Source organism: Sporomusaceae bacterium ACPt (assembly GCA_041428575.1).
Classification (GTDB): domain Bacteria; phylum Bacillota; class Negativicutes; order Sporomusales; family Sporomusaceae; genus Sporomusa_D; species Sporomusa_D carbonis.
Map to the genome: position 1 here is coordinate 1,792,984 of CP155570.1, position 23,336 is coordinate 1,816,319.

The window sequence follows — 23,336 nt, forward strand, 5'->3', positions numbered from 1 at the left end:
AAGTCAAATTGTTAATAAAAAAATAAGAAAGATTTGGCTTGTGCCAAACCTATCTATATAGTATCCAATAAAGATGTACAGGCGCGTTGTTAGTATAAGCGTAAGTCAAGCGCCAGCGGTGGAGCGTTACTAACAACACGCCTAGAAAAAAGTCTTTATTGGATTTCATATATCTACCGTCAGTCGTTATTTTAAAACATATACTTTTACGTTTTTGATACCAAAGTCATAGGCTTTGTCTACCGATTGCACAGCAATATCGATACGGTTCCCTTTGATAGCGCCACCAGTATCTTCAGCTATACCATACATACCGGTGCCATCGGCAAATTCAATATAAAGCCTTGAGCCAAGCGGGATTACCTGCGGGTCAACGGCAATTACACCAGGGTGGATCTGGGTACCCAAATATGTTAAATTGCCCCATTGGTCATTATCATGCGGACCCGGAGCGTAAGCAGTAGCTTTAATGTCCAGAACAGATTTATAACGTTTAGGCGCGCTGCCCCGTGACACTTCCGGCATACGGTCGCCTAACAGGACTTTTAGCGTGTCCTGGCCGACAATGCCGTCAGCAGGAAGGTTATTAGCAGCCTGCAGCTCAAGTACCGCTTGTTCGGTAATTTCACCAAATACGCCGTCAACGTTAATCGCATCATGGCCCAAGTTAACAAGCATGGTTTGCAATTCTTTTACGTCTTTTCCGGTCATCCCTGGTTCCAGCATTTGGTCGCCTAATGCTGCAAAAGCCAGCGGCATCCAAACAGTTACGCTGAAAATAGCCATAGTAAGTGTACTACTAATAATTTTTTTGATGTTTTTCATTAAAAACCCCCCTTTCTAAATGCCTGCGAGGTTAGCTGACGGGTTCGGGACAAAGGGATCCCTACCGCATACGCGGATTCACCCCAAAAATGGTTCCCCCGTTTTTCTATTTGCAGAAAATTCGGCGTGTTGTATATGATACATGACAACATAGATTGGTGCAAGTGTGATTGCGGGTGATTATTAAAGGATAATAGTTATTAAAGTCGTTTTTTCTCTTTTATCCTTTATTATGCATGTCACTAAATATTTTTAGCGTTTAGGAGTACACTAAATCTGGGTGAGGCTATGCTAAAACGTTGGTGTGAAATTAAAAAACCGCAAAAAATATCTGTTAAACAAATTGCCGTAAAGAATGATGCGCATATTACCAATACCGTTGTTAAAAAATATGACGCAATAGTAGTTGGCGCCGGGCCTGCCGGCTTAACGGCAGCATTCTTTATGGCTAATCAGGGACTTGATGTACTTGTCCTTGAACGTGGACCATACCCCGGTGCGAAAAACTGCGGTGGCGCCAGTATTATGGCTGAGCACACACATAAGTTATTTCCAAATTTTTGGGAAGAACTTTTGTATGAACGGATAATTACCGATCAATCATACTGGTGGATGACTGAGGATTCAGTTGTTTCTGCCCGGTTCCAAAGTGCCCGGTTGGCGGCTGCTCCCTATAACCGGTTTTCGGTCAAACGTACTAATTTATATAAATGGCTGACAGATAAGGCGATTGCCGCCGGTGCTCAAGTGAAATTTAACCATAGTGTTGAAGAAGTATGGTTTGATGGGCAGAAGGCTGATGGGGTACGGACGGCTAATCCTGATAACAGTAAGTATCTGGCAGACGTAATCATTTTGGCCGATGGCGCTAATTCCTTGCTGGCTGAGCGAGCTGGCCTGGCACCACGTGTTACGGCTGAGAATATGTCGCTATATGTTAAAGAGACTATTGCCCTGCCACCAGAGGTTATTGATGAGCGATTTAATCTAGTGCCCAGCCAAGGTACGATAATTGGGCTGATTGGTTATCCTACAGCCGGGTTTAATGGTACAGGTTCAATTCATACCTTTCGCGATAGCATTAATATTAATATAGGCATGTCAATAGCCAATTTCGCCCAAGCCGGATTTAGTCCCAACGATCTATTGGAGCGCATAAAAAAACACCCCCACATCAAACGTCTTATCGCCGGGGGTGAAACAATTGAATATGGCGGGGCGGTAATTCCTGAAGGTGGTTACCATGCAGTCCCGCAATTGGTACATCGCGGGCTGATGATTATTGGTGATGCCGGATCACTAGTAAACGGAACGCATGGCATCAATCTTGCTATGTGGTCAGGATTTTATGCTGCTCAAGCTGCTTATGCCGCCAAGATCAACCGGGATTACTCAATACGGAAGCTATCTTTGTATACTAAACTATTAAACGAAAGTTTTGTGATGCAGGATTTGAAGGCCAATGCAGGTGCTGCCAAACTAATGCGCGATATTCCTTACGCATTTGATCTCTATTCCCGTATCGCCAATGAGGCAGCTTTTCAAGTTGCAAAAATATACACTATGCCTAAAAGAGCCAAACGCAGATTGATTTTTCAAAAAATAACTAGCATGCAACCATTAACAAAGATCCTGTCAGATGCCTGGCAAACATTAAAGGTGATACGCTAATGACCTTGAACGATAAAATCGCGCTTATTAATTTTAACCCGGATGATACCAGGCAACATGTTGCTATAGTCAGCCAGGAGCAATGCTGTAACTGCCAGGACAAACAATGTCTAAATGTATGTCCCACAAGGGTTTTTAAATGGGACTACCAGCCAGGCAGTCCCATTTTGGTTTACTATCAGCAGTGTGTAGAATGCGGCGCTTGCCGGCTCGCTTGCCAGTTCAACAACGTTGAATTTGAATATCCTTATGGTGGTTACGGTGTAGCCTACCGGGAAGGTTAATCTTTTCCCAGTACAAATGGCGCAAAGCCGAGTTTTCCCCAATAATGATTGTATAGCATCTGGATAACGCCGGCCAGGCGTCCCTTGAGTATTTTCTTTATTTGACTCAGCGAATGAAAGAATAGCCCGGTCGCAGGATGTGCGCTGTTGGTCGCTGCCTGCAGATAATACTGTGCTGATCTGTCAATTAAGGCATAAATAGACCATATTGCGGTAATTGTTTGGGTGTTAGTCTCAATTATACTGGTATTTTGACCGGTAAATTGCCGCCAAGCAACATCAGGGCCGAGCAGTCGGTCCTGATTGACGGCTGGGTATTGTTCCCTGTCAATGTTTACGGTACTGGCATCAGAGAGCAGTTGTAAGAATTGTCTTTGAAAGCCGCTAATAAGCGTAATTAACGGTGTAAACTCTGCTTGAACGGTGTCAGATACTAGCTCAATTTGTTTGTTTAGAGCGGTTTCTAATTCAATCGCAAACTGAATAGGTAGCATAGTACTAAGCCCACCACCTTTTTTTCAGATTGGAAAAAGGCCATTTCATTTTGAAATGGCCTAATAAGTTATCTATCAGATGCTAGTACGCCGGCTTTAGCTATATGCTGGGTAGGAGCTTCACGAAGCACGATGGTTACGGCTTCTGGCGGACATTTAGCTGTCTCCACAATGGCTTCGGTAACCTTTTTAACCATCTCCCGTTTTTGCTCTAATGTACGGCCTTCAAGCATATCGATTTGAACAATTGGCATATAAATCACCTCCATTATTTATATAGTTTTTTCGACATATGGAGTAATATTCCTTTTTTCCATTTTTATTTGTTTATTATTTAATGTAAATTATTTTTTAGCTGAATATGTTAGCTGACCCGCGATAGAAATTTAAAGTAATAGCTATTCCTTCTTAAACTGTAGGAGAAGCTTTTCTGCCGAACGACAAGCGGCGCCCGCCGCGTGCTTTGGGAATATACTTACATAATGTATTCCAAATTTCCTCAGCCATATTACACCGAATTTTGATATATTGTGCCAGCGCTTGTCGTTCGGCAGCATCGGGTAACCATTCACTGGGTATTGCCTGCACCAATTGATCAATTTGTCCGTTACTGATCGTTGTTACTTTGTCTAAGTAGGGGAGAAAATCTTGCGGTGAAAGACAATCTTTAAGCAACATACCAAAAGAAAAACGGTAATAAGTTTTTTTCCTTTTTTCAAGATTTGTAATGGAATCCAGCGTCCACTTTCCTGATCTAAATAAGTGTGAATTATCAATAGCATATATAGTATACCGATCAGCTTCCCGGCGCAGTAAAATATTTTTCCGGTTATTGGTACGGTCGGCATTATGAAACATGTGATCAAATAGAATTATGCCGGCCATTTCAGATACGTTGGAAGCTTTCTCTAAGTTACTCTTGCCCAAATATTCAGTATTATCTAGATACTGTGAGGCAAAGTGCCGTCCAGGGTTCACACCTTGTTCAGCCAGTAACGGGCTTCTCTGCAGCGTTTCCTCATTAGTCTCAATGATATTGCTGGGAGGGAAGCGTAAATACATTAATTCACCAATCTTTGCAGCCAAAAATTCATTAACCAGTACCTTTAAACCAAGCCGGTTGTTTTGTAGTTTAACTACATATACTCTTCCATCATTAGCGCGAAAATACTGTGGTGAGGTAATCCCCACCCCAACACTGCCAAGGTGCTCTACGGCAATGAGCATGGTCTCAAACCTCCTCCAACTAGAGCGCTAATCCAAAAAGACCCGGCAAGAATGTATACCGGGTCTTTTCTATATATGTTAAACCATATTAACTTAGAATAGGCTTTGTCAGAAAAAGCCCTACTGATAATCATTTGCAGCAGTTAAACCCTTTGGAAACCGAAGTTAAAGCTTCCAGATTTACTACTACCGATCTTACATCATCTCCCGAAATCGAAGAACTGGTACCAGGAACAAATATATCGTCTACTTTTAGTATTGCTAATTCGTCTTCCACATCACTTAGGACACCTTCAAATAGGAACCCGCCGAGGGTTGTTATAACAACTTCTTCACCGATCATACGTTTCAGTAGACAGATCAAGTCGTGACTTTCCTGCCGATCAGAATTGCCGGCGTCAACAGCCGCAAGAGTAACAGCAGAATTACCCTTATGTGAATACTCAATTGGATCGTTTTTAATACACGTACCTTTAGCAACTATTTGCCAAAGATCAACCCGGGCAAAATTTACCTCGTGGAGCTCTCCTCCGGTAGTCAGAATTTCAACGTTACTCGTTTCTGCTTCCATTGCTGGCGTTAAGACGGCGATACGGCAGTCGTCTATGTTCTGTAAGCAGCCGAAATAGGTAAACCCATCAAAGCCAAACAATAGAACATCAGTGTTCAACTCATGTTGCAGTTCTTTTATAAGACATTCATTGCGAAGTTCAGTAAATAACCCCATTCCTTTCATCCCTCCTAAAATATATCTATTATACTGTATGAACTAAAAGCTAATTGTGTCACTACTATTAACATGTATTGCATAACTTTCTAGATATAAAATAAGTTTGACTGATTGGTGTTGGCGTTTTACATATATTCGAGCAAAAACAAACCCTGGAATTTGCCAGGGTTTTCTGGTGTCTATTGAATAAGGGATTATTTATTTTTTTCCCGATCATTTGTATTGTCATTATCATAGTCACCGTCATTATCATAGTCACCGTCATTATCATAGTCACCGTCATTATCATAGTCACCGTCATGATCGCAGTCACAGTCATGATCGCAGTCACAGTCACAGTCATGGTCATAGTCACAGTCATGGTCATAGTCATCATGGTCATAGTCATTGTGGTCATAGTCGTCGTCATGTTTCTTCTTATGGTTCTTCTTTTGGTCCTTTTTATAGTCTTTCTTATGGCCTTTTTTATGTTCGTCATCTTTTTGGCTGTTGATACCAGGACCAATAAATAAAATTTGATCTACATTTATTGCAACAATTGAACCTTCGGGAAATATCACTTCTCTCCATTTACACGACGCTATGACAGGTTCTGTGAGTTGCAGTAGAAGAAATTCTTGTTCACAATTTACTTTAATTTCATCCACTTCTAGTTCCACTTTCGGATCTACTTTTACTTCCACTTTAGGTGGCGGAGGAGGTGGACAACTCATATGATCGTCATGTTTACGGTCTACATCACCTAAAAACCGTCCGGTTAATGTAAAGCCATCATCAAGTACAACGGTTAAAACTAAGCCACCAGAGATATCGAATCCTTTTCCTTTAGGGAATTTCATATTGCCTTCGCTCCTTTTATAAAAATTAGGCTTTCTACCTAATACATGATATGCACTATTTTATGTAAATGTTACTTAGCACTGAACGGAGTCGTTTAAGTATTGCCAATCCTTTCTTCTTTAACTTTTCATAAACACTTACCTATTAAAATGCATAGTATATATTAGGCGAACGCCAAAAAATATACAAAGGAGCGAATGAAATATGCCATCTGGAGAAGGAAAATGGTTGGATCTTGACTGCTTAATAGGGGACATAACTGTGGTAACTAAATATGGAATAATTTACCAGGGACGGATTAAAGCGGACGATGGAGCGCGTCCCGCCTATTCCTCATCCCATAAAGATGATTGGAAGAAAGATGACTGCGATAAAGATGACTGGAAGAAAGATGACTGCAAGAAGGATCATTGCAAGAAAGATCATTGCCCACCGCCACATGTTGAAGTCAAAAATGAAGTAAAATACGAGAATCATCCCAATTTTATTTGCTTAATGTTATCGTGCGTTCCTGGAATAGTCAATCCTGCAGACGGGATCATTCATGATATCGCCAACAGTCCTACACCTAATATATTTTTAGAAAGCGATACAGTTTTAATTAATGTGGCTGATATTTCAGCCGTCGGTCCTAGCCATGTTAGTTTAACTGAACCTGCCACAGCTTAATTCCTTGATTCTTAAGTAAACAAAACCCCGGTAAATACCGGGGTTTTGTTGTCAGTATTACAGGGTGCGGGTAGCTCATTAGATAACTACTTGTTACCACACTGAGCAAACGAACTACAGGGATCGTCAGTATAAAGGGTTTATTTAATCTTGTACTGACTTTTTTTTCTTGCGCCACCACAACGTTAAATAGACACCGATTACCAGTAATATTATTGCGATTAACCGGTTCATGTTTTCACCAGCAAAAACAATATCATGTCCCAGCAATACTTTAACAACCACCGGAGGTAGTTTACCTAGTACAGTTGCCAGAAAGAAATCCTTAAACGATATTTTGCTGATAGCGGCGACAGCCGTGATAATACCGGATGGCGCCAGTGGCAGCAGTCTGGCGATTAACAGCGCTTTAAAACCGTTAGCGGCACTGTAATCGTCTACTTGTTTCAAATAGCGACTTTTAGCAATCCAGCCCTCGACGGCGTGACGAAAAAAATAACGGGCAAAAACAAACATAAATAATGCGCCAGTTACTTCTCCGGCCCAGGATATGATAATTCCCCAAAATAGCCCAAAAACAATTCCTGCTGCGCCAGACAAAATCATAAAGGGAAAGACAATGGTAAAAGTCATTACTACAAATAATATAATAGTAATAAGTATAGCACTGGTGCCGAAAGATCTAAGGTATTCGGCCAAAGCGGCAATGTCGCCCTTCTCGATAATCCCGTATGCATGATGGAAAAATTCAGGCTGCCACGCGTAAATTAAACCGAGAACCGCAATAATGGCCAGCCAACCAAATAGTTTGTTCATTAGTATCTTCCTGCCTTTAAAAACAGCGCTGGAGTACAGCGCTGTTTGGATTATTACCATTGAGATATTTCGTTTTGAAATATGTTGCATGAGCCGCTTAGCCAATGTGTGCAGTCAGTACAGCGCCTGATATAGTCTTTTGCCGACACATTAAGCAGCGAATAACCATATCCCATCGCGTTAATAATATGTTCAAACTCTTGACATTCTTTGGCAATACCGCGTAGTTGTTCCTCTGTATACCTTTTTTTCATACTGCTACCACTCCTTGCTATTGTTTGCTTCTAGTGTGCACGCAGCAATAGAAAAAAATAAGAAATATTTTTCAAAAGTTTAAATAAGCTATGTATAAACCATACGTAAAATGTCAATATTAGTAATGTAAATTTTCTCCTCTCCCATAATTGGCGGCTTTCAAGCCGCCCCTTTTTTTTTACCTGCAAAACACCATGCTGAATTTTTCGCCAAACCAGTTTAAAAGTGTCTGCCATACCGTGTCAAGATATTCAGGCGTGCATACTGTTTGTTGTGCTGCACGGCGGGCTTCAAGCAGAATATCGGTATCTTTAATGATATCAGCAATTTTTAAATCAGGCATACCATGCTGAATCGTGCCAAAAAATTGACCTGGCCCCCTGAGTAGCAAGTCTTTTTCTGCCAGAACAAAACCATCGCTAACTTGGGTTAAAATTTTTAGCCGTTCAATAGTTTCTTCATTAGTGCTGTCAGACAAGAGAATACAATAAGATTGATGTTCACCTCGTCCAACCCGGCCGCGCAACTGATGCAACTGGGCCAGTCCAAATCTGTCAGCGCCCTCAATAATCATAACAGTAGCATTAGGCACATTGACACCTACTTCAATAACTGTGGTAGTGATTAAGGCTTTAATTTCACCGTTGGCAAAGGCTGCCATGACAGAATCTTTGTCTTGGGATTTCATTTTCCCGTGCAGTAAGCCACATTGATAATTTTTAAAAAATGAAGTTGACAACTCTTCGTAGATTTTTACAGCTGATTGTGCTTCAATTTTCTCTGATTCTTCAACTAGTGGGCACACAATATATACTTGGCGTCCTGCCTTGATTTGGTTAACGGCAAACGAATAAACTTTTTCCCGCCGGTCAGTGCCTCGGGCATAAGTGGCAACAGGCTGGCGTCCGGGAGGGAGCTCACGAATTACTGATACGTCAAGGTCGCCGTATACTGTAAGGGCCATTGTCCGGGGAATTGGCGTGGCGGTCATTACTAATACGTCAGGCTGCTGGCCTTTGGCTTCTAGCCGGGCGCGTTGGCGGACACCAAACCGGTGTTGTTCATCGGTAACAACAAGACCCAAATGTTTAAACTCAACATCGTCTTGAATAAGCGCATGGGTGCCGACAACAATGTCAATAATGCCATCTTTAATATGTGCTAAAATTTCGTCCCGAGCACGACGGGTAAGCTTGCCTGTCAGAATCGCCAGCCGTACGCCGTGCGGGGCAAGCAGCCTGGCCAGAGTATGATAATGCTGCTCAGCTAATATTTCTGTTGGGGCCATCATGGCGCCCTGGTAGCCATTTTCGACCGTTTTGGCTAGGGCCAGGGCAGCTACTACTGTTTTACCTGAACCAACATCACCTTGTACAAGCCGCTGCATCGGAGTGGTATCTTCCATGTCTGCTTTAATTTCGCGTATTGTCTGGATTTGATCGTTAGTCAGCGTAAATGGCAGGCTTTTTTCTATCTTAGATATTAACGCCCCATCAGGGGCATGTTTAACACCGGTACAACTGTATTTATTTCTCTGTTTTAGATATGCTAGCCCACATTGCAAAAGGTATAGTTCCTCAAACACTAATCGACGCCTGGCTTGTGCTAAAGTTTCCATGTCTGCTGGAAAATGGATGCTAGCCAACGCTTTCAGACGGTCCATTAAGCCGTATTGGAAGATAATGTCAGCAGGTAATGATTCGGTTCTTTCAGTTCCTGCAGATATTTGGATAATATCTACAGCTTGGCGTAATAGTGCTCTTAATTGCCATTGAGGAACATCCTCGGTGGCCGGGTATACAGGAACAATCCGTCCACTGCCGGAATTGAACTCAGCAGCAAGTTCAATATCTGGCTTATTAACTTCAATTGTATTGAACCGGCGTTGTATTTTACCGGATATTATAAGTTCCATGCCCTGTTTGTATTTATTTTTGATGTAAGATTGGTTGAACCAGGTCAGATGAGCTAGTCCGGTTTGATCCCTCACGGCAATCTTTACAATTTTCAGGCCACGGTGAGATTTTAATTCACCAACATTAACAACAACTGCCCGAAATGTCTCATAGACTCCATCACTCAACTCGGCAATGAGCTTCAGTTTACTCCGGTCTTCGTAACGGCGGGGATAATGCTCTAAAAGTTGACCAATGGTAAAAATTCCCAATTTTGATAATTTGGCGGCATTGGCTGGGCCAACACCTTTTAAAAATTGTATTTTTGTTGACCACAGATTTTGAATAGCAATCACCTTATGCTTTGTTTTGGCTGACATCATACAGGGCGTTTAACTCCGCAAGCAAAGCTTCTACATCAATATCGTGCATATTGGCACCGTTTTCGATAGTTTCAGTCTGTGATCCCATACAGCCGATACAGCCCATACCGTGTTTGACAAAAATTTCGCGTGCATGCGGATGTGAGCGTAGTGCCTCAATTATCGGAGTATTTTTCGTAAACATAGATACGCCCTCCTCTATATTTCCTTATTTCTAATTTCAATATAATACGCACAATTCCTGCTGTTGCGCACTAATTGTAAGGCATATATGAAAATATATGTTTAAAAGTTGATTTGGCCTTGCACACTATAAACAAATTATGATAAAATAGTCACGTTGAGTACATGAGGATATGTCCTACAGGAGGTGGAAATAGATGGCAAATGTTTGTGAAATTTGCGGTAAAGGTGAGCGTTCCGGCTTCAATGTCAGTCATTCCAACCTTAAAACCAAGCGCACCTGGAAACCTAACATACAAAGAGTTAAAGCATTAGTTAAAGGCGAAGTTAAACGGGTTAATGTTTGTACCCGTTGTCTGCGTTCCGGTAAAATCCAACGCGCGGTATAATATCTTAAGTAAACAGCGATGAAAGGACTTGATAACAAGTCCTTTTTATTTTGGAGAAAAAACCAGCGCTTTTTGCAGCGCTGGTTTTAGTGTTTGCCTAGCATTATTTTGATTCTATTTGTAATAAAATATCGGTTAATTCTTTAGCATCAAACCGATATTTTTCACTGCAAAAATGGCAACACACCTCGGCCTGTCCTTCGGCGATCATTTCTTTAATCTCCTGGGCGCCAAGACTGACCAGCATGTTCTGAACTTTTTCCCGTGAACACAGACAGTTGAATCTAAGTTCTGTCTGATCATAAACGGTTATTGGCAGTCCGGCAAAGACAATTTCCAGGGTAGCTTGGGCATTATGGCCGCTATGTATTAACTGTGAAACCGGCGGTAACTGGCGCAAATTATCTTCAAGTTTAATAAGTACACCGTCTTCAGCTCCCGGCAGCGCCTGAATAAAGAACCCACCTGCTGCTGCTACTGTAGTGTCAGGTGCGACTAATACACCCAGTGCGACACTTGACGGTGTTTGTTCTGAGACGGTCAGATAGTGAGTAATGTCTTCAGCTATCTCACCAGATACAAGCTCGGTGCTGCCGGTAAACGGCTGTTTAAGGTCAACAAATCTGGTGACATAGATGTGGCCGCTACCTACTGCTTGGCCTACATCCAGCTTGGAGTTTTTGAGCGGCAAATCTACAAAGGGGTTTTTGACATAACCGCGTACTGTACCATCGGCGTAAGCGTCAGCTACAATCTCTCCCAATGGCCCGTTGCCCGATATTCTGATAGTGAGACTTTCAACTGTTTTTAGATTAGCAGCCAGTAAGAGGGCGCCAGTCATAGTGCGGCCTAGCGCAGCCGCGGCTACGGGAAAACAATTATGGCGCCGGCGTGCCTCTTCCACCAGATTGGTGGTAATTGCGGCAAAAGCGCGGATTCCGGGCGCAGTTGCCCGGATAAGATGGTCGTGCATAGTAACCTCCGGTATCAGACCAGTGATTCTGACACAATGATTTGGCCTGTAGCTATATCTAGTATTTCAACTTTGTTTTCATTTATCCAGGCGACCGTGCCGCGTCCGTCCGGGCGTTTCGTCATGCCCGGGGAACCTGGGTTTAAATAAATAATGCCGTCTATTTTTTCCATGACTGCTACATGGGTATGTCCGGTGATAAACATATCGGCTTTTAGCCGTTTGGCCATATCCTGTTTAGCCTCTTCACTCAAGTTGTGCCCATGGGTTACGACGATTCTGTAGCCGTTTAGCATCAGGTATGTATAAGGCGACTGGACCGGCAGGGTCAGTACCATTCCGTCAACTTCAGTATCACAATTGCCGCAGGCCGTGACAATCGGCACCGGACAATTGTTAAGCTTTTCGGCCAGTTGTTTTGGATTATATTCAGCGGGAATAGCGTTGCGCGGTCCATGATAGAGTACATCGCCGGCATGGATTATTAAGTCGGTATCATGAAAATACTGGTCAAATACTTTTTGCCAAGTTTCCAGACAGCCGTGAGTATCGCTGATGATTCCTACTTTCATGCAGACCTCCTGGCCGTTACAAGCCTTTTATCAGATTAGCCATTTCAATGGCCGAAACAGCGGCGTCAAACCCTTTATTACCAGCTTTGGTACCAGCCCGTTCAATGGCTTGTTCGATGGTATCAGTAGTTAATACGCCAAAAATTGTGGGAATACCGCTGTCTAGACCGACATGGGCCACACCTTTTGACACTTCAGCGCATACATAGTCATAATGGCTGGTGCTGCCTCTGATTACTGTACCCAAACAAATGATGGCGTCATATTTCTTACTTGTGGCCATTTTTTTGGCAATAAGGGGAATTTCAAATGCACCTGGTACCCAGGCAACCTCTACATTTTCGCTGGCAGCGCCGTGCCGCTTAAGCGCATCCAAAGCCCCACCCAAGAGCTTATTAGTAATAAACTCATTAAACCGTGCAATGACAATGCCGAATTTTAATCCTTCCGCAACTAAGTTTCCCTCATAGGTCTTAATCGTTTCCATTAATTTTGTGCCTCCTCGTATTGTTTTAGCAGATGGCCAAGTTTAGATTTTTTTGCTAATAAATAACGTTGGTTGAATTTGTTGGCCCGTATTTCAAGCGGTACCCGTTCAGTGATGGTTAGGCCGTACCCTTCAAGTCCTACCCGTTTCCGAGGATTATTTGTAAGAAGTCTGATGCTGGTCAGTCCCAGGTCTGCTAAAATTTGTGCACCAATACCGTAATCCCTAAGATCAGGGGCAAAACCCAGAAGTTCATTAGCTTCAACCGTGTCTTTTCCTTTATCTTGCAGTGCATAGGCCCGGATTTTGTTGGCCAGGCCTATGCCTCGCCCCTCTTGCCGCATATAGAGCAACACACCGCATCCTTCTTTTTCGATGCGTCTTAAGGCGCTAGCCAACTGCTCACCGCAATCGCAGCGCAATGAGCCTAGTACATCGCCGGTAAGGCACTCGGAGTGAACTCTGACTAATACATTTGGCTGGTTGGCTACATTGCCTTTTACCAGCGCAATATGGCATTGGTCATCAAGCTGGCTTTCATAAGCGATTAGTTTAAAATCACCATATTTAGTCGGGAGCTTGGTTTCGGCCGCTCTAGTAATAAACCGCTCATGTTTTTTGCGGTATTTTATTAGGTCGGCGATAGTGATTATTTTAAGGTCATGTTTTTTTACAAACTCCATCAGCTGTGGTGTCCGGGCCATTGTACCGTCATCGTTCATGATTTCGCAAATGACTCCTGCAGGATAAAGGCCGGCAAGTTTAGCCATGTCAACAGCAGCTTCCGTGTGGCCAGCCCGACGCAGTACGCCGCCTTCACAATAACGGAGCGGAAAAATATGGCCGGGCCGCCTGAGGTCGCTGCTAACAGTATTACGATCAAGCACAGTCTGGACGGTTATCGCCCGTTCAGGAGCTGATATGCCGGTAGTTACTGACTTGGCGTCAATAGATACTGTAAAGGCTGTACAATGATTGTCAGTGTTTTCTGTTACCATGGCGCCAATATCTAATTCGTCCAGTCTACTGCCAATGATTGGCATACAAATAAGTCCGCGTCCGTATGTAGCCATAAAATTTATGGCTTCGGGCGTTACTTTTTCCGCCGCCATCAGCAAATCACCTTCGTTTTCCCTGTCTTCATCATCAACGACAACAATGATTTTGCCATTTTTTATATCATCAATAGCTTCCTCAATGGTGTTGAATTTCATGTAAATCCCTCCATTTGCTTTGTTATCTGCAATAATGTGCAAGCGGTTTATGAGGTGAAACCGTGCTGTTCAAGAAAACCAAGTGTTATCTTTTCAGTAGGCTTACTCGCCTGATTTAAGCCGAGCAGCTTTTCGACATATTTGCCGATGACATCGGATTCCAGATTTACCGGCTCGCCAGTGGTTTTGATTCCTACGGTAGTCATAGCGGCAGTGTGCGGAATAAGTGAAACGGTAAACCAGTCTGCGCCGAAATCAATAACCGTAAGGCTTGTGCCGTCGACGGCGATCGAACCTTTCTTAATGATGTAGCGCATTACCTCCGGCCCGGCACTAATTTTAACAATGACGGCGTTGTCGTTTTGTTCCTTGGCTAAAATTACTCCGACGCCATCGATATGACCGCTGACAATATGGCCGCCCAGGCGGTCGCCAACCCGGAGCGAGCGTTCCAGGTTAACCGTGTCGCCTGGTTTAAGTCCAGCGAGTGCTGTGCGATCTACTGTCTCAGGCATTACATCGGCGGTAAACCAGTCTTGGCTAAAAGCCACGACTGTCAGACAGGTGCCATTTACCGCAATGCTGTCGCCGAGTTTGACATCGTCAAGCACTTTGCGGGCAGACACCGTCAGGCGGACTGATTTGGCGCCTCTCACAATACTTTTAACTTTCCCCAATTCTTCCACAAGTCCGGTAAACATCTCGCCCCTCCCGTCTGCTTATGTAGCCGCTAATCAGTATATCAGCATCGATTTGTTCAGCAGTTATATCCTCAAGCAGAGTTGCCTGATCAATAGTCGGTATACCAACACCGGCTACCGGGCCTGGTGCCGTTTTACCGCCAATTATTTTGGGAGCAATGAAACAGTATACTTTGTCAACGAGATTAGCCGCCAGCGCTGAAGCATTAATGGCTGCGCCACCTTCAATTAATATGCTGGTAATGCGGCGCTCGCCCAGAATTTTGAATAGATGACGAAGGTTAACACCATCAGCAGTTTTATCAATTTCAAGCACTTCTGCTCCTGCATTTCGCAGGGCGGTCACGCGTTCAGGCGGGGCATCACGGGTAACGGCAATAATGGTCGGCGCTTGACCGTCAGTTAGTACTTTGGCAGTAAGCGGTGTACGCGCCATACTGTCGACGATAATCCTTATCGGGTTTTGGCCGTTACTGTCAGGCAGGCGGGAAGTAAGCTCCGGATTATCTGCTAGTACTGTGCCAATTCCGGTTAAAATGCCGTCACAGGTGTCGCGGAGTTGATGGACATAGGTTCTGGACGCTTGGCTTGTTATCCATTTAGAATGGCCTGTGCGGGCGGCAATTTTACCGTCAAGTGACATGGCTGTCTTAAGTATGCCAAACGGCATACCGGTGGCTATCCATTTAATAAATACTTCGTTTAGTTTGGCCGCTTCTGCAGCCAGGATATTCTCAACCACTTCTAGGCCTGCTGTCCGTAACCTCGCAACGCCGCGGCCGGCAACCAACGGGTTGGGGTCAGTCATGGCGACCACGACTTTTTTTATCCCGGCCTGGATTAGCGCATCAGCACATGGGCCGGTACGACCATAATGTGAACACGGTTCAAGAGTGACATATAGTGTTGCACCTTTCGCCAGGTCACCGGCTTGCGCCAAGGCATGGATTTCGGCATGCGGCGTTCCGGCTTGCCGGTGCCAGCCCTGCCCTACTATTCGCCCGTTTTTAACGATCACTGCGCCAACAAGTGGATTGGGGCTGGTGCGGCCTGCCGCATATTTGGCAATGGTTAAAGCTTGGTGCATGTAATATTCATCCATAATAGGCCCCCAGTACTATTGTGCAAAATAAAAAACTGTTGATAGTCTTTGGGGCTATCAACAGTTTCAAGGCAACAACCAGACATGCCTTAACGGCATACTTACGCCTTTTACCATCCAGACTTTACTGTCGGCTCTGGAATTTTACCAGATCAGCCGTAAAAACGGCTCGCGGGCTGTACCGCCGGTCAGGAATTAAAAGATTGCTCTTTTTCACCTTGCCCCAAAGGCTTAAATATAATTTGTCTATAGTTTAGTATCCATAATATATGTTACCACTTAATAACATATTAATCAAGCCCTCGTATTGCGCGAATGGCTTGTGCAGGATCAGATGCGCCATAAACAGCTGACCCTGCCACTAAAATATTGGCACCGGCAGCCACTACTTGCCGGGCAGTAGCAGCGTTTATGCCACCGTCAACTTCAATGTTAACACGAAGGTTGCGCTCATCAAGCATAGCTTTAAGGCGAGTGATTTTATTAGCAGCGTTTGGAATAAACTGTTGGCCGCCAAAACCGGGGTTGACACTCATAATGAGAATCATGTCAACGTCGCTAAGCACTTCTTCTACTATAGTCAGTGGTGTTGAGGGGTTTAAAGACACCCCGGCCTGTTTACCGTGTTCTTTTATAGTTTGGATCAGCCGGTGAAGATGGGGGGCAGTCTCGGCATGGACTGTGATAATATCAGCGCCAGCTTGGACAAAAGGGGTAATTAAATTCTGAGGATTAGAGACCATTAAATGGACGTCAAACGGCAGCTTAGTAACTTTGCGGATAGCGGCAACAACCGGTGGACCGAAAGTCAGGTTAGGGACGAAATGTCCGTCCATGATATCAATGTGCACTAAATCAGCGCCTGCCTGCTCTATTTTTTCGATCTCGTCAGCCAGGCGGGAAAAGTCGGCAGACAAGATTGATGGCGCAATTTTTATGTTATTGTTCATCTAGTATCCCTTCTTGTTTTCTCTAATTTCAGCGAGTATTTCAAGATAAGACTGATATCTGGCAGCATGGATGCGGCCTGCTGCAACTGCTTGTTTAACAGCACACTGTGGCTCCTTATAATGGAGGCAGGTGCTGAATTTGCATTCTGGCGCTACTTTAGCTATTTCAGGAAAACAGTGCATTAGGTGGGCCTCATTAATATCGGTAAACTCAGTAAAGCTAAAGCCCGGGGTATCGACTACAAAGCCGCCGCCGGCTAAGGGCAACAGTTCAGCAAACCGTGTGGTATGTTTGCCACGGCCAATCTTATGGCTGACTTCGCCGGTAGTAAGTTCGAGACCTGGCTGTATAGCGTTAAGGATTGTTGACTTTCCGGTACCTGACGGGCCGGCAAATACGGAAATTTTGTCATGTAGCAGTGAACGCAGGTTATCAATACCCATTCCCGTCTTGGCAGCTATACTTAATACTCTGTAGCCAATTAGCTCATAATGCTGTGCCAAATTTGTGACTGTTTCAGCATCAGCAAGATCAGTTTTGTTGATGCACATGATTATCTCAAGCTCTGAGAGCTCGGCAATAACTAAAAACCGATCAACTAAAGCCGGTTTAATATCCGGGTTGACAGCGGCAAATGTCAGCACAACCTGGTCGACATTTGCCACCATCGGGCGTTTTAGCATGCTGCGCCGTGGCAGTATTTTTTCAATGACACCTTTATTGGGACCAGTCATTGTATAAATTACTTCGTCACCTACAAGAAGGGAAAATCGTTCCTTTTTAAATCGGCCACGCAAATTACAGGTGACAATTTTACTACCCGACTGTATATAGTAATAACTGTTATATGTTTTTACTACAATACCGTTCAGCATTAAAGCCTCCTGCTAGATAGTTTGCTCCTGCAACAACTTATCGTTAATATAAACTTGAACTCGTAATTGTCCTACGCCTTCTACCGTTTTTTCCACCCGTTCGCCTGGTTTATGTGTACCCTCATAAACAACACGGCGGCCATTAGCATCGGTGACGACAATTTGGAGCGATTGGCGAGCCGGACCATCAGGTACTGTTACCTGTACTACCGCTCGTTTGACTGCACCTGGTACTCCTTTGGCAATAGAAAAATCAATTGCTGTACCTTCGGTTACCTCTGTGGCCGGGGGCGGGTTCTGACTGATAATGGTTCCTGGCGGATATTTATCATTAGGGGTTTCGGCAACTTTACCTTGCTTAAGTTTTAAACTTTCTAATTGGGTAGTAACAGTACTAAGAAGCGAGCCTTGGAAATCAGGCAATACTACTTTTTTGGGGCTAGCTCCTTTACTTATGACGATATCAATTGCCGTTCCTTTGGTCACTTGGGCCGGAGGACGGGGATTCTGGTTAATAACTGTGTCTTGTGGCGTATCTTGGGAAAACTGCTCGTCAATTCGCCCCAATTTAAGGCCGGCATTTTTAATCTGGAGTTCAGCATCGCGACGGTTGAGTCCGCGTAAATCTGGCACAACGGTAACTTCGCCACCTTTGCTTACTATGATGGTTATCATCCGTTGCTCCTTGACCGTTGTCCCTGCCTCGGGCTGCTGAGAAATTACATAGCCTGCCGGGACCTTGTCGCTAAAAGCGTCAGACACTGATACCCGAAGATTGTTGCTAAGAAGAATATTGCGAGCCGTATCCACCTGTTTTCCAACAACATCCGGCACAGTGACTTCATTTAAACTCCAAAATTTACCAAATCCTAAAAAGGCTGCTAGAGCTGAACCTAACAGCAGGAAGAGCAGGATTCCCCATAGCCATGGTTTGGAAAGTTTTGTTTTTTCAGATGGTGCGGCATGATGGGTTGACTGAAGCGGTGTTTTAGGTTTTTCCTGTTCCGGCGGCGATGTAACCGGCGGTAGAACTTGTGTAGGAAAGTCATTGCGCGACAAGCGGCGTGTGCGGTCATCCCTGAGATAATTTTGTGCTAACCTTAAGTCGGCGATCATTTCACCGATATCAGTAAACCTGGCCACTGGGTCTTTAGCCATGGCCTTGACAACTATTGCTTCGATAAGCGGCGGTATTTCAGGATTAAGCTCCCGCGGCGGCTTTGGTTCTTCCTGCAAATGTTTAAGGGCAATGCCAATAGGTGATTCGCCGGTGAATGGCACACTGCCGGTAAGCATTTCATAGAGAACCACGCCGAGAGAATAAATATCCGACTTTGCCCCGACGGCTGTACCTTTGGCCTGTTCTGGCGAAAAGTAATGTACTGAACCAATAATTGTGCCTGAGTTAGTCATTGTTGCCGAAGTAACCGCTCTGGCGATGCCAAAGTCAGTTACTTTAATCCGGCCTGATCGGGTAACCAAAATATTGTGTGGTTTAATATCACAATGCACTAAATTGTTTTGGTGAGCATGTTCAAGCGCTTCAGCGATTTCAATGGCTATTCGTACTGCCGTTTCAACAGGCAGCGGCGCTTCACGCTCAATTTTATCCTTTAAAGTTTCACCCGAGATATATTCCATTATAATATAATAAGCTTGTTCATCACGACCAACATCATAGATATTGACGATATTAGGGTGAGAAAGCCTGGCTGCAGCCTGGGCTTCCCGCCGGAAACGGCTTACGAACTCTTCATCGTCAGTAAACTGCGAGCGTAGTACTTTAACTGCAACTGACCGGTCAAGCAGCTTGTCATGAGCCCGGTATACATCGGCCATTCCTCCGCCGCCAATACGTTCCAGTATAGTGTAACGGTTATCAAGTGTGCGATTGAGCATTATTTCACCCCCTTAACGTAGTGCCTGTCTCAGGATTTGGCCGGCTATTGGTGCTGCTACGCTGCCGCCGGACCCGGCATTTTCAATGATTACGGCTACCACAACCTGTGGATTATCTGCTGGCGCAAAACCGATAAACCAAGCATGAGGAGCACAGTGCGGGTTTTCGGCTGTGCCTGTTTTACCGGCAACCTGAACGCCGCGTATTGCCGCTGCGCTGCCTGTACCCTCTTTTACTACACCTACCATCATGCGTGCTACCTGGTCAGCAAGATCCGGGTTTACAGGCGAAAGCCATTTCTCTGGTGCAGTTTGGCTAATTACTGTGCCGTCAGGAGCGGTAATTTTTTGCACCAAGTATGGCTTCATCATAATTCCTTTATTGGCAAAAGTACTTGCCAGCATAGCCATTCTCAGCGGTGTAACAAGTAAACTGCCTTGGCCGATGCCTGTCTGTGCCAAATCGCCATCACTTAACTGACTGAAATCAGGCAGCTTTGGCAAGTTGTCGGGCATATCGCCGCCAACAAGCTGCGAAAAGCCATAACGGTCAAAGGTTTTGGCCATTTTTGCACGTCCCAGTTCAAGTGCCAGTTGGCCAAAAGTAACGTTGCAAGACACAGCCAGAGCCTCAGTCAAGTTGATCTTGCCGTGTGCCCTATTATTGGCTTCTGGCAGTGTATAATCTGGGCCGATTTTAAGTTTGCCAGTACAATTAAATTCGCGGCTGCTGTTGGCGAGGTGCTCGGCCATTGCTGCTTCAGCCACGAGTACTTTAATTATTGATCCAGGCGGATACAGCCCCTGCGCAGCACGGTTCAACAGCGGACTGCCGGCAGCCTGCGAGATGTTGTTCCATTCGGCATCAATACTGTCCGGATCAAAGCCTGGACGGCTGACCATGGCTAAAACTGCGCCGGTCACTGGCGACAAAGCAACAATTGCGCCACGGTTATTGCCTAGTGCACGGTATGCAGTTTCCTGAAGCCGGGCGTCAATAGTAAGCATAACATTGTTGCCAGCGGCACTTTTAAAAAGCTGACTAATAGCGCCTAAACGCCGTTCGGGGTTTATTTGCCCGGAAAGGTAACCGTCATATACGCTTTCAATACCTGCTTTGCCATATTTGGGACTATCATAACCTACCACATGGGCAAATACTGCTCCATAAGGATATTTGCGTCGATATTCTTTTTGGGTTGTCAGTTCACTGAATGCAAGTACTTTTCCCTGGTTGTCTGTTATTTGACCTCGTTCAACCTTGTTAGCAGCGGCGGCTGTGCGGCGGTTAAGAGGATTAAAGGCAAGAGTATTGCTTTCAATAACCTGGAGGTATGTTACATAGCCAAGCAGTATTACCAGCAGGGCAATGGAAAACAGTGCAGCATTGCGGATATTGCGACGGATTGCTTTGTGATGAGTATTATTAGTCTTCATTGGCCGCTTTCGCCTCCGATACGGCAAATAACATGCCCAGCAGGATAAAGCTTGAGACCATAGAGCTGCCGCCGTAACTGATCAGTGGCAAAGTTATGCCGGTTAGCGGTAAAAACTTGGTAACACCGCCGATGATGAGAAAAACTTGTAGAGCGGTAATTATTGCCAGTCCACCAGCCAGTAGCATTGTAAATGGTGTAGGCGAGATAAGCGCTATACGGAAAGCCCGGTAGACAACAAGTATATAAGCAATAAGAGTCGCAGCCGTGCCGGCCAGTCCCAGCTCTTCACCGATTGCGGCAAACACGAAGTCGGTATGCACTTCCGGTATAACAGTAGGGTAACCGAAAGTCAAGCCGCTGCCGAGAACACCTCCCGAACCGAAAGCAAATAATGACTGGACAATTTGGTAAGCGTGCCCGGTCGGGTCAGCCCACGGGTTGAGCCAGATATCAATTCTGATTTGAACATGGGGAAAGAGCAGGTAGCATGCTACTGAGCCTATAAAAAACATACCTAGCGCCAGGACTACATAGCTTAGTCGTCCGCTCGCCATATATGTCATGGTGACAGTAGTACCGAAATACAACAAGGCGGCTCCCAAATCCCGCTGGATAATAAGCATGGCCATGGTTAGCCCCCATAATGCCAAAAGCGGTGCTATAAACCGCGGATGTGGCAAGGTTAACGGGCCATAATGCCTGGTGGCAAACGTTAATAACTGCCGCCGTTCGCTGAGATAGGCGGCCAAAAATATAATAATCAGCAGTTTGGCGAATTCAGACGGTTGAAATCTTATTGGGCCCAATATAACCCAGTTTTTATTGCCGCTAATATCGACGCCAAAAACGATTGTTATTAACAAAAGGATAATACCGGTTATCCCGCAAAGGTATTTATATCTAGCAATAACTTCTATTTGCCGGAAAACAACGGCTGTAAGAGCAAAGGCTATTAATCCGACCGTCATCCACATTACTTGTGGTATAAACAGATCCGGCCGCAATCTCAAAATAATTGTTAAGCCAATGGAGGATAAACATACGGCTAAAGGCAGCAACACCGGGTCTGCGGTTGACAGCGAACGCCGGACAAAGAGCGAAATGACCATCCACCCAATGATTAAACCGACTACAATGCTAAGACTTTGATAATTAAACTGATTACTTGCTAACATGACCGCTAAAAAACCATTTAACAATACTAGGCCGGCAATAAGTAATAGACTAAATTCGGTTAATCTTGTCTGATTCATAACCTAATCCCTGTATTGCACGATAATTGCAGTAATATTATCATAGCCGCCAGCTGCATTAGCCTGGTTTATAAGCTGGGTGACAATAGTCTGCGGGCTTTCCGGTTTTAGGCAGATCGTTAATATATCTTCTTCAGTCAACATATTGGTTAACCCGTCAGTACACAGTAGCAGACTATCGCCAACCTGCCAAGCCAGGCTGCCGGAATCAACACAAATTGTTTCACTGGTGCCTACTGCTCTTGTCAAAATATTACGGTGCGGATGGCCCTGAGCTTCGGCAAATGTTATACTACCACTTTGAACCAGTTCCCAGACTAAAGAATGATCACTGGTTACTTGATGAAGTTTGTTATCTCTAATCAAATAAAGCCGGCTATCGCCTACGTGTCCCCAGTGTACTTCCGGTCCGTCAATATAGATTGCTGTTATAGTAGTGCCCATACCCAGGCACTCGCTTTTGCACTGAGCCATTTGATAAATGATTTTATTAGCATGGATAATTGCTTCTTTTAGAACTTGTTCCCAATTTGATTGTTGGCTATAGTGTTTTATATATTCAAGGATAGTATTGGCTCCTAAGTTGCTGGCAATCTCTCCCGCAACATGTCCGCCCATGCCATCGGCAACTACAAACAGGTGCGGTGGCAAAAAAATATAACTATCTTCATTGGTTTTGCGTACCATACCAATGTCCGACTGTGCAAATGCCAGCATAGAAGTCACCTCTCAAACTTAAGAGTAACCGCCCCGATTTGAATTACATCGCCGTCAGTTAGAGCAGTCTCTTCTTCAATCCGTTGGCCATTGAGCAGAGTGCCGTTAGTACTGTTTAAATCAGCTAATAAGTAATTATGTTTCGATTTAGATATGCAGGCATGCTCATGAGAAACATAAGTATCATTTATTACTAAATCGTTATCTTGACCACGCCCGATGGACAAACTATCCGCAATTATAAAAACAGCTTGAGTAAGTGGCGATTGTCTGTCATCGACAACTACTAGTTTAGGCTGGTCAGAATTAACGCTGCCATGCGGCTGTTGCTGCTGACTAAATAATTGTGCCTGCGGTTCATCAGATACAAGCTTGCTCAAGTCCTGAACCGCTATTTTAACAACACGGTATAAAAAGTAATAGAGCAGTATTACTAGGCTATACTGCAAGGATATTACAATGGCATTGAGTACCTGCATTTTGCCCGGCAAT

Annotated in this window: 27 protein-coding genes and 2 riboswitches; of the genes, 4 read left to right on the top strand and 23 right to left on the bottom strand. The window is 44.5% G+C overall.

Features of this window, described 5'->3' with window-relative positions; translation table 11 throughout:
- Positions 1 to 186 precede the first annotated feature (186 nt).
- Positions 187 to 825, bottom strand: coding sequence for a peptidoglycan-binding protein (locus SCACP_RS09060; protein ID WP_425061008.1), 639 nt, complete (start codon positions 823 to 825; stop codon positions 187 to 189).
- Positions 826 to 829: 4 nt separating this feature from the next.
- Positions 830 to 962, bottom strand: a riboswitch (cyclic di-AMP (ydaO/yuaA leader).
- Positions 963 to 1,113: 151 nt separating this feature from the next.
- Here SCACP_RS09060 and SCACP_RS09065 point away from each other — a divergent pair.
- Both SCACP_RS09065 and SCACP_RS09070 read left to right on the top strand, forming a co-directional pair.
- Positions 1,114 to 2,496, top strand: coding sequence for an FAD-dependent oxidoreductase (locus SCACP_RS09065; protein ID WP_425061009.1), 1,383 nt, complete (start codon positions 1,114 to 1,116; stop codon positions 2,494 to 2,496).
- On the top strand, positions 2,496 to 2,780 hold the full coding sequence (locus tag SCACP_RS09070; RefSeq protein WP_425061010.1) for a ferredoxin family protein: 285 nt from the start codon (positions 2,496 to 2,498) through the stop codon (positions 2,778 to 2,780). Before SCACP_RS09065 ends, SCACP_RS09070 begins: the two co-directional genes overlap by 1 nt.
- Here SCACP_RS09070 and SCACP_RS09075 read toward each other — a convergent pair.
- The 5 genes from SCACP_RS09075 to SCACP_RS09095 all read right to left on the bottom strand — a co-directional run bounded on the left by SCACP_RS09075 (position 2,777) and on the right by SCACP_RS09095 (position 6,070).
- On the bottom strand, positions 2,777 to 3,274 hold the full coding sequence (locus SCACP_RS09075) for a hypothetical protein (RefSeq protein WP_425061011.1): 498 nt from the start codon (positions 3,272 to 3,274) through the stop codon (positions 2,777 to 2,779). The genes SCACP_RS09070 and SCACP_RS09075 overlap by 4 nt on opposite strands.
- Before the next feature lie 68 nt (positions 3,275 to 3,342).
- Complete coding sequence (locus tag SCACP_RS09080) at positions 3,343 to 3,528, bottom strand: 2-hydroxymuconate tautomerase (RefSeq protein ID WP_425061012.1); 186 nt, start codon at positions 3,526 to 3,528, stop codon at positions 3,343 to 3,345.
- 154 nt (positions 3,529 to 3,682) lie between these two features.
- Positions 3,683 to 4,501 (bottom strand): HipA family kinase, encoded by an 819-nt coding sequence (locus tag SCACP_RS09085; RefSeq protein WP_425061013.1) that lies wholly within the window; start codon positions 4,499 to 4,501, stop codon positions 3,683 to 3,685.
- Between the two features lie 130 nt (positions 4,502 to 4,631).
- Positions 4,632 to 5,228 carry a hypothetical protein gene (locus tag SCACP_RS09090; RefSeq protein ID WP_425061014.1) on the bottom strand — a complete coding sequence of 199 codons (597 nt, stop codon included), beginning with the start codon at positions 5,226 to 5,228 and terminating at the stop codon, positions 4,632 to 4,634.
- Positions 5,229 to 5,425: 197 nt separating this feature from the next.
- Positions 5,426 to 6,070: a hypothetical protein gene (locus SCACP_RS09095; protein ID WP_425061015.1), complete on the bottom strand. Its 645-nt coding sequence runs from the start codon at positions 6,068 to 6,070 to the stop codon at positions 5,426 to 5,428.
- Positions 6,071 to 6,275: 205 nt separating this feature from the next.
- On the opposite strand from SCACP_RS09095, the gene SCACP_RS09100 reads away from it, so the two are divergent.
- Positions 6,276 to 6,740: a hypothetical protein gene (locus SCACP_RS09100; RefSeq protein WP_425061016.1), complete on the top strand. Its 465-nt coding sequence runs from the start codon at positions 6,276 to 6,278 to the stop codon at positions 6,738 to 6,740.
- Positions 6,741 to 6,884: 144 nt separating this feature from the next.
- On the opposite strand, the gene SCACP_RS09105 is transcribed toward SCACP_RS09100, so the two are convergent.
- The 4 genes from SCACP_RS09105 to SCACP_RS09120 all read right to left on the bottom strand — a co-directional run bounded on the left by SCACP_RS09105 (position 6,885) and on the right by SCACP_RS09120 (position 10,273).
- A complete protein-coding gene (locus tag SCACP_RS09105; RefSeq protein ID WP_425061017.1) occupies positions 6,885 to 7,556 on the bottom strand; it encodes a TVP38/TMEM64 family protein in 672 nt (223 codons plus the stop codon).
- Positions 7,557 to 7,609: 53 nt separating this feature from the next.
- The gene (locus SCACP_RS09110) at positions 7,610 to 7,810 is read right to left on the bottom strand and encodes a hypothetical protein (protein WP_425061018.1); all 201 of its coding nucleotides are present in this window, start codon (positions 7,808 to 7,810) and stop codon (positions 7,610 to 7,612) included.
- A gap of 179 nt (positions 7,811 to 7,989) precedes the next feature.
- Positions 7,990 to 10,089, bottom strand: a complete 2,100-nt coding sequence (recG, locus tag SCACP_RS09115; RefSeq protein ID WP_425061019.1) for an ATP-dependent DNA helicase RecG — start codon at positions 10,087 to 10,089, stop codon at positions 7,990 to 7,992.
- Positions 10,064 to 10,273, bottom strand: coding sequence for a DUF1858 domain-containing protein (locus SCACP_RS09120; RefSeq protein WP_425061020.1), 210 nt, complete (start codon positions 10,271 to 10,273; stop codon positions 10,064 to 10,066). Before SCACP_RS09120 ends, recG begins: the two co-directional genes overlap by 26 nt.
- 196 nt (positions 10,274 to 10,469) lie before the next feature.
- Here SCACP_RS09120 and rpmB point away from each other — a divergent pair, with 196 nt between their 5' ends.
- Positions 10,470 to 10,661, top strand: a complete 192-nt coding sequence (gene rpmB, locus SCACP_RS09125; protein WP_425061021.1) for a 50S ribosomal protein L28 — start codon at positions 10,470 to 10,472, stop codon at positions 10,659 to 10,661.
- 103 nt (positions 10,662 to 10,764) lie between these two features.
- Here the strand turns inward: rpmB and hslO are convergent, their stop codons facing one another.
- The 13 genes from hslO to SCACP_RS09190 form a co-directional block, all read right to left on the bottom strand.
- Positions 10,765 to 11,634, bottom strand: coding sequence for an Hsp33 family molecular chaperone HslO (gene hslO, locus SCACP_RS09130; protein ID WP_425061022.1), 870 nt, complete (start codon positions 11,632 to 11,634; stop codon positions 10,765 to 10,767).
- Between the two features lie 14 nt (positions 11,635 to 11,648).
- A complete protein-coding gene (gene yfcE / locus SCACP_RS09135; RefSeq protein WP_425061023.1) occupies positions 11,649 to 12,206 on the bottom strand; it encodes a phosphodiesterase in 558 nt (185 codons plus the stop codon).
- A 16-nt stretch (positions 12,207 to 12,222) separates the two neighbouring features.
- Complete coding sequence (gene ribE / locus SCACP_RS09140; RefSeq protein WP_425061024.1) at positions 12,223 to 12,693, bottom strand: 6,7-dimethyl-8-ribityllumazine synthase; 471 nt, start codon at positions 12,691 to 12,693, stop codon at positions 12,223 to 12,225.
- Positions 12,693 to 13,907: a bifunctional 3,4-dihydroxy-2-butanone-4-phosphate synthase/GTP cyclohydrolase II gene (locus SCACP_RS09145; protein ID WP_425061025.1), complete on the bottom strand. Its 1,215-nt coding sequence runs from the start codon at positions 13,905 to 13,907 to the stop codon at positions 12,693 to 12,695. The genes ribE and SCACP_RS09145 overlap by 1 nt, the downstream gene beginning before the upstream one ends.
- A 47-nt stretch (positions 13,908 to 13,954) precedes the next feature.
- Entirely contained in the window at positions 13,955 to 14,608 is a 654-nt protein-coding gene (locus tag SCACP_RS09150) for a riboflavin synthase (protein WP_425061026.1), read from the bottom strand.
- Complete coding sequence (gene ribD, locus SCACP_RS09155; protein ID WP_425061027.1) at positions 14,571 to 15,710, bottom strand: bifunctional diaminohydroxyphosphoribosylaminopyrimidine deaminase/5-amino-6-(5-phosphoribosylamino)uracil reductase RibD; 1,140 nt, start codon at positions 15,708 to 15,710, stop codon at positions 14,571 to 14,573. Before ribD ends, SCACP_RS09150 begins: the two co-directional genes overlap by 38 nt.
- A 101-nt stretch (positions 15,711 to 15,811) precedes the next feature.
- Positions 15,812 to 15,945: riboswitch (FMN riboswitch) on the bottom strand.
- Between the two features lie 55 nt (positions 15,946 to 16,000).
- Positions 16,001 to 16,660, bottom strand: coding sequence for a ribulose-phosphate 3-epimerase (gene rpe / locus SCACP_RS09160; protein WP_425061028.1), 660 nt, complete (start codon positions 16,658 to 16,660; stop codon positions 16,001 to 16,003).
- Positions 16,661 to 17,536 (bottom strand): ribosome small subunit-dependent GTPase A, encoded by an 876-nt coding sequence (gene rsgA, locus SCACP_RS09165; protein ID WP_425061029.1) that lies wholly within the window; start codon positions 17,534 to 17,536, stop codon positions 16,661 to 16,663.
- A gap of 12 nt (positions 17,537 to 17,548) precedes the next feature.
- Positions 17,549 to 19,435, bottom strand: a complete 1,887-nt coding sequence (gene pknB, locus SCACP_RS09170) for a Stk1 family PASTA domain-containing Ser/Thr kinase (RefSeq protein WP_425061030.1) — start codon at positions 19,433 to 19,435, stop codon at positions 17,549 to 17,551.
- A gap of 12 nt (positions 19,436 to 19,447) precedes the next feature.
- Positions 19,448 to 20,872 carry a peptidoglycan D,D-transpeptidase FtsI family protein gene (locus tag SCACP_RS09175; protein ID WP_425061031.1) on the bottom strand — a complete coding sequence of 475 codons (1,425 nt, stop codon included), beginning with the start codon at positions 20,870 to 20,872 and terminating at the stop codon, positions 19,448 to 19,450.
- The gene (locus SCACP_RS09180; RefSeq protein ID WP_425061032.1) at positions 20,862 to 22,127 is read right to left on the bottom strand and encodes an FtsW/RodA/SpoVE family cell cycle protein; all 1,266 of its coding nucleotides are present in this window, start codon (positions 22,125 to 22,127) and stop codon (positions 20,862 to 20,864) included. Before SCACP_RS09180 ends, SCACP_RS09175 begins: the two co-directional genes overlap by 11 nt.
- A gap of 3 nt (positions 22,128 to 22,130) precedes the next feature.
- A complete protein-coding gene (locus SCACP_RS09185) occupies positions 22,131 to 22,844 on the bottom strand; it encodes a Stp1/IreP family PP2C-type Ser/Thr phosphatase (RefSeq protein WP_425061033.1) in 714 nt (237 codons plus the stop codon).
- Between the two features lie 5 nt (positions 22,845 to 22,849).
- Positions 22,850 to 23,335: an FHA domain-containing protein gene (locus SCACP_RS09190; RefSeq protein WP_425061034.1), complete on the bottom strand. Its 486-nt coding sequence runs from the start codon at positions 23,333 to 23,335 to the stop codon at positions 22,850 to 22,852.
- Position 23,336 lies beyond the last annotated feature (1 nt).

What these genes read in the sequence shown, in the direction of transcription:
- SCACP_RS09070 (WP_425061010.1), top strand. Translation starts at nt 2,496, where the DNA reads ATGACCTTGAACGATAAAATCGCGCTTATTAATTTTAACCCGGATGAT.
- rpe (WP_425061028.1), bottom strand. Translation starts at nt 16,660, where the DNA reads ATGAACAATAACATAAAAATTGCGCCATCAATCTTGTCTGCCGACTTT.
- SCACP_RS09175 (WP_425061031.1), bottom strand. Translation starts at nt 20,872, where the DNA reads ATGAAGACTAATAATACTCATCACAAAGCAATCCGTCGCAATATCCGC.
- rpmB (WP_425061021.1), top strand. Translation starts at nt 10,470, where the DNA reads ATGGCAAATGTTTGTGAAATTTGCGGTAAAGGTGAGCGTTCCGGCTTC.
- SCACP_RS09060 (WP_425061008.1), bottom strand. Translation starts at nt 825, where the DNA reads ATGAAAAACATCAAAAAAATTATTAGTAGTACACTTACTATGGCTATT.
- SCACP_RS09095 (WP_425061015.1), bottom strand. Translation starts at nt 6,070, where the DNA reads ATGAAATTCCCTAAAGGAAAAGGATTCGATATCTCTGGTGGCTTAGTT.
- SCACP_RS09150 (WP_425061026.1), bottom strand. Translation starts at nt 14,608, where the DNA reads ATGTTTACCGGACTTGTGGAAGAATTGGGGAAAGTTAAAAGTATTGTG.
- SCACP_RS09080 (WP_425061012.1), bottom strand. Translation starts at nt 3,528, where the DNA reads ATGCCAATTGTTCAAATCGATATGCTTGAAGGCCGTACATTAGAGCAA.
- SCACP_RS09180 (WP_425061032.1), bottom strand. Translation starts at nt 22,127, where the DNA reads ATGAATCAGACAAGATTAACCGAATTTAGTCTATTACTTATTGCCGGC.
- yfcE (WP_425061023.1), bottom strand. Translation starts at nt 12,206, where the DNA reads ATGAAAGTAGGAATCATCAGCGATACTCACGGCTGTCTGGAAACTTGG.
- hslO (WP_425061022.1), bottom strand. Translation starts at nt 11,634, where the DNA reads ATGCACGACCATCTTATCCGGGCAACTGCGCCCGGAATCCGCGCTTTT.
- SCACP_RS09120 (WP_425061020.1), bottom strand. Translation starts at nt 10,273, where the DNA reads ATGTTTACGAAAAATACTCCGATAATTGAGGCACTACGCTCACATCCG.
- SCACP_RS09075 (WP_425061011.1), bottom strand. Translation starts at nt 3,274, where the DNA reads ATGCTACCTATTCAGTTTGCGATTGAATTAGAAACCGCTCTAAACAAA.
- SCACP_RS09145 (WP_425061025.1), bottom strand. Translation starts at nt 13,907, where the DNA reads ATGAAATTCAACACCATTGAGGAAGCTATTGATGATATAAAAAATGGC.
- SCACP_RS09185 (WP_425061033.1), bottom strand. Translation starts at nt 22,844, where the DNA reads ATGCTGGCATTTGCACAGTCGGACATTGGTATGGTACGCAAAACCAAT.
- ribD (WP_425061027.1), bottom strand. Translation starts at nt 15,710, where the DNA reads ATGGATGAATATTACATGCACCAAGCTTTAACCATTGCCAAATATGCG.
- rsgA (WP_425061029.1), bottom strand. Translation starts at nt 17,536, where the DNA reads ATGCTGAACGGTATTGTAGTAAAAACATATAACAGTTATTACTATATA.
- pknB (WP_425061030.1), bottom strand. Translation starts at nt 19,435, where the DNA reads ATGCTCAATCGCACACTTGATAACCGTTACACTATACTGGAACGTATT.
- SCACP_RS09090 (WP_425061014.1), bottom strand. Translation starts at nt 5,228, where the DNA reads ATGGGGTTATTTACTGAACTTCGCAATGAATGTCTTATAAAAGAACTG.
- SCACP_RS09105 (WP_425061017.1), bottom strand. Translation starts at nt 7,556, where the DNA reads ATGAACAAACTATTTGGTTGGCTGGCCATTATTGCGGTTCTCGGTTTA.
- recG (WP_425061019.1), bottom strand. Translation starts at nt 10,089, where the DNA reads ATGATGTCAGCCAAAACAAAGCATAAGGTGATTGCTATTCAAAATCTG.
- SCACP_RS09100 (WP_425061016.1), top strand. Translation starts at nt 6,276, where the DNA reads ATGCCATCTGGAGAAGGAAAATGGTTGGATCTTGACTGCTTAATAGGG.
- ribE (WP_425061024.1), bottom strand. Translation starts at nt 12,693, where the DNA reads ATGGAAACGATTAAGACCTATGAGGGAAACTTAGTTGCGGAAGGATTA.
- SCACP_RS09110 (WP_425061018.1), bottom strand. Translation starts at nt 7,810, where the DNA reads ATGAAAAAAAGGTATACAGAGGAACAACTACGCGGTATTGCCAAAGAA.
- SCACP_RS09085 (WP_425061013.1), bottom strand. Translation starts at nt 4,501, where the DNA reads ATGCTCATTGCCGTAGAGCACCTTGGCAGTGTTGGGGTGGGGATTACC.
- SCACP_RS09065 (WP_425061009.1), top strand. Translation starts at nt 1,114, where the DNA reads ATGCTAAAACGTTGGTGTGAAATTAAAAAACCGCAAAAAATATCTGTT.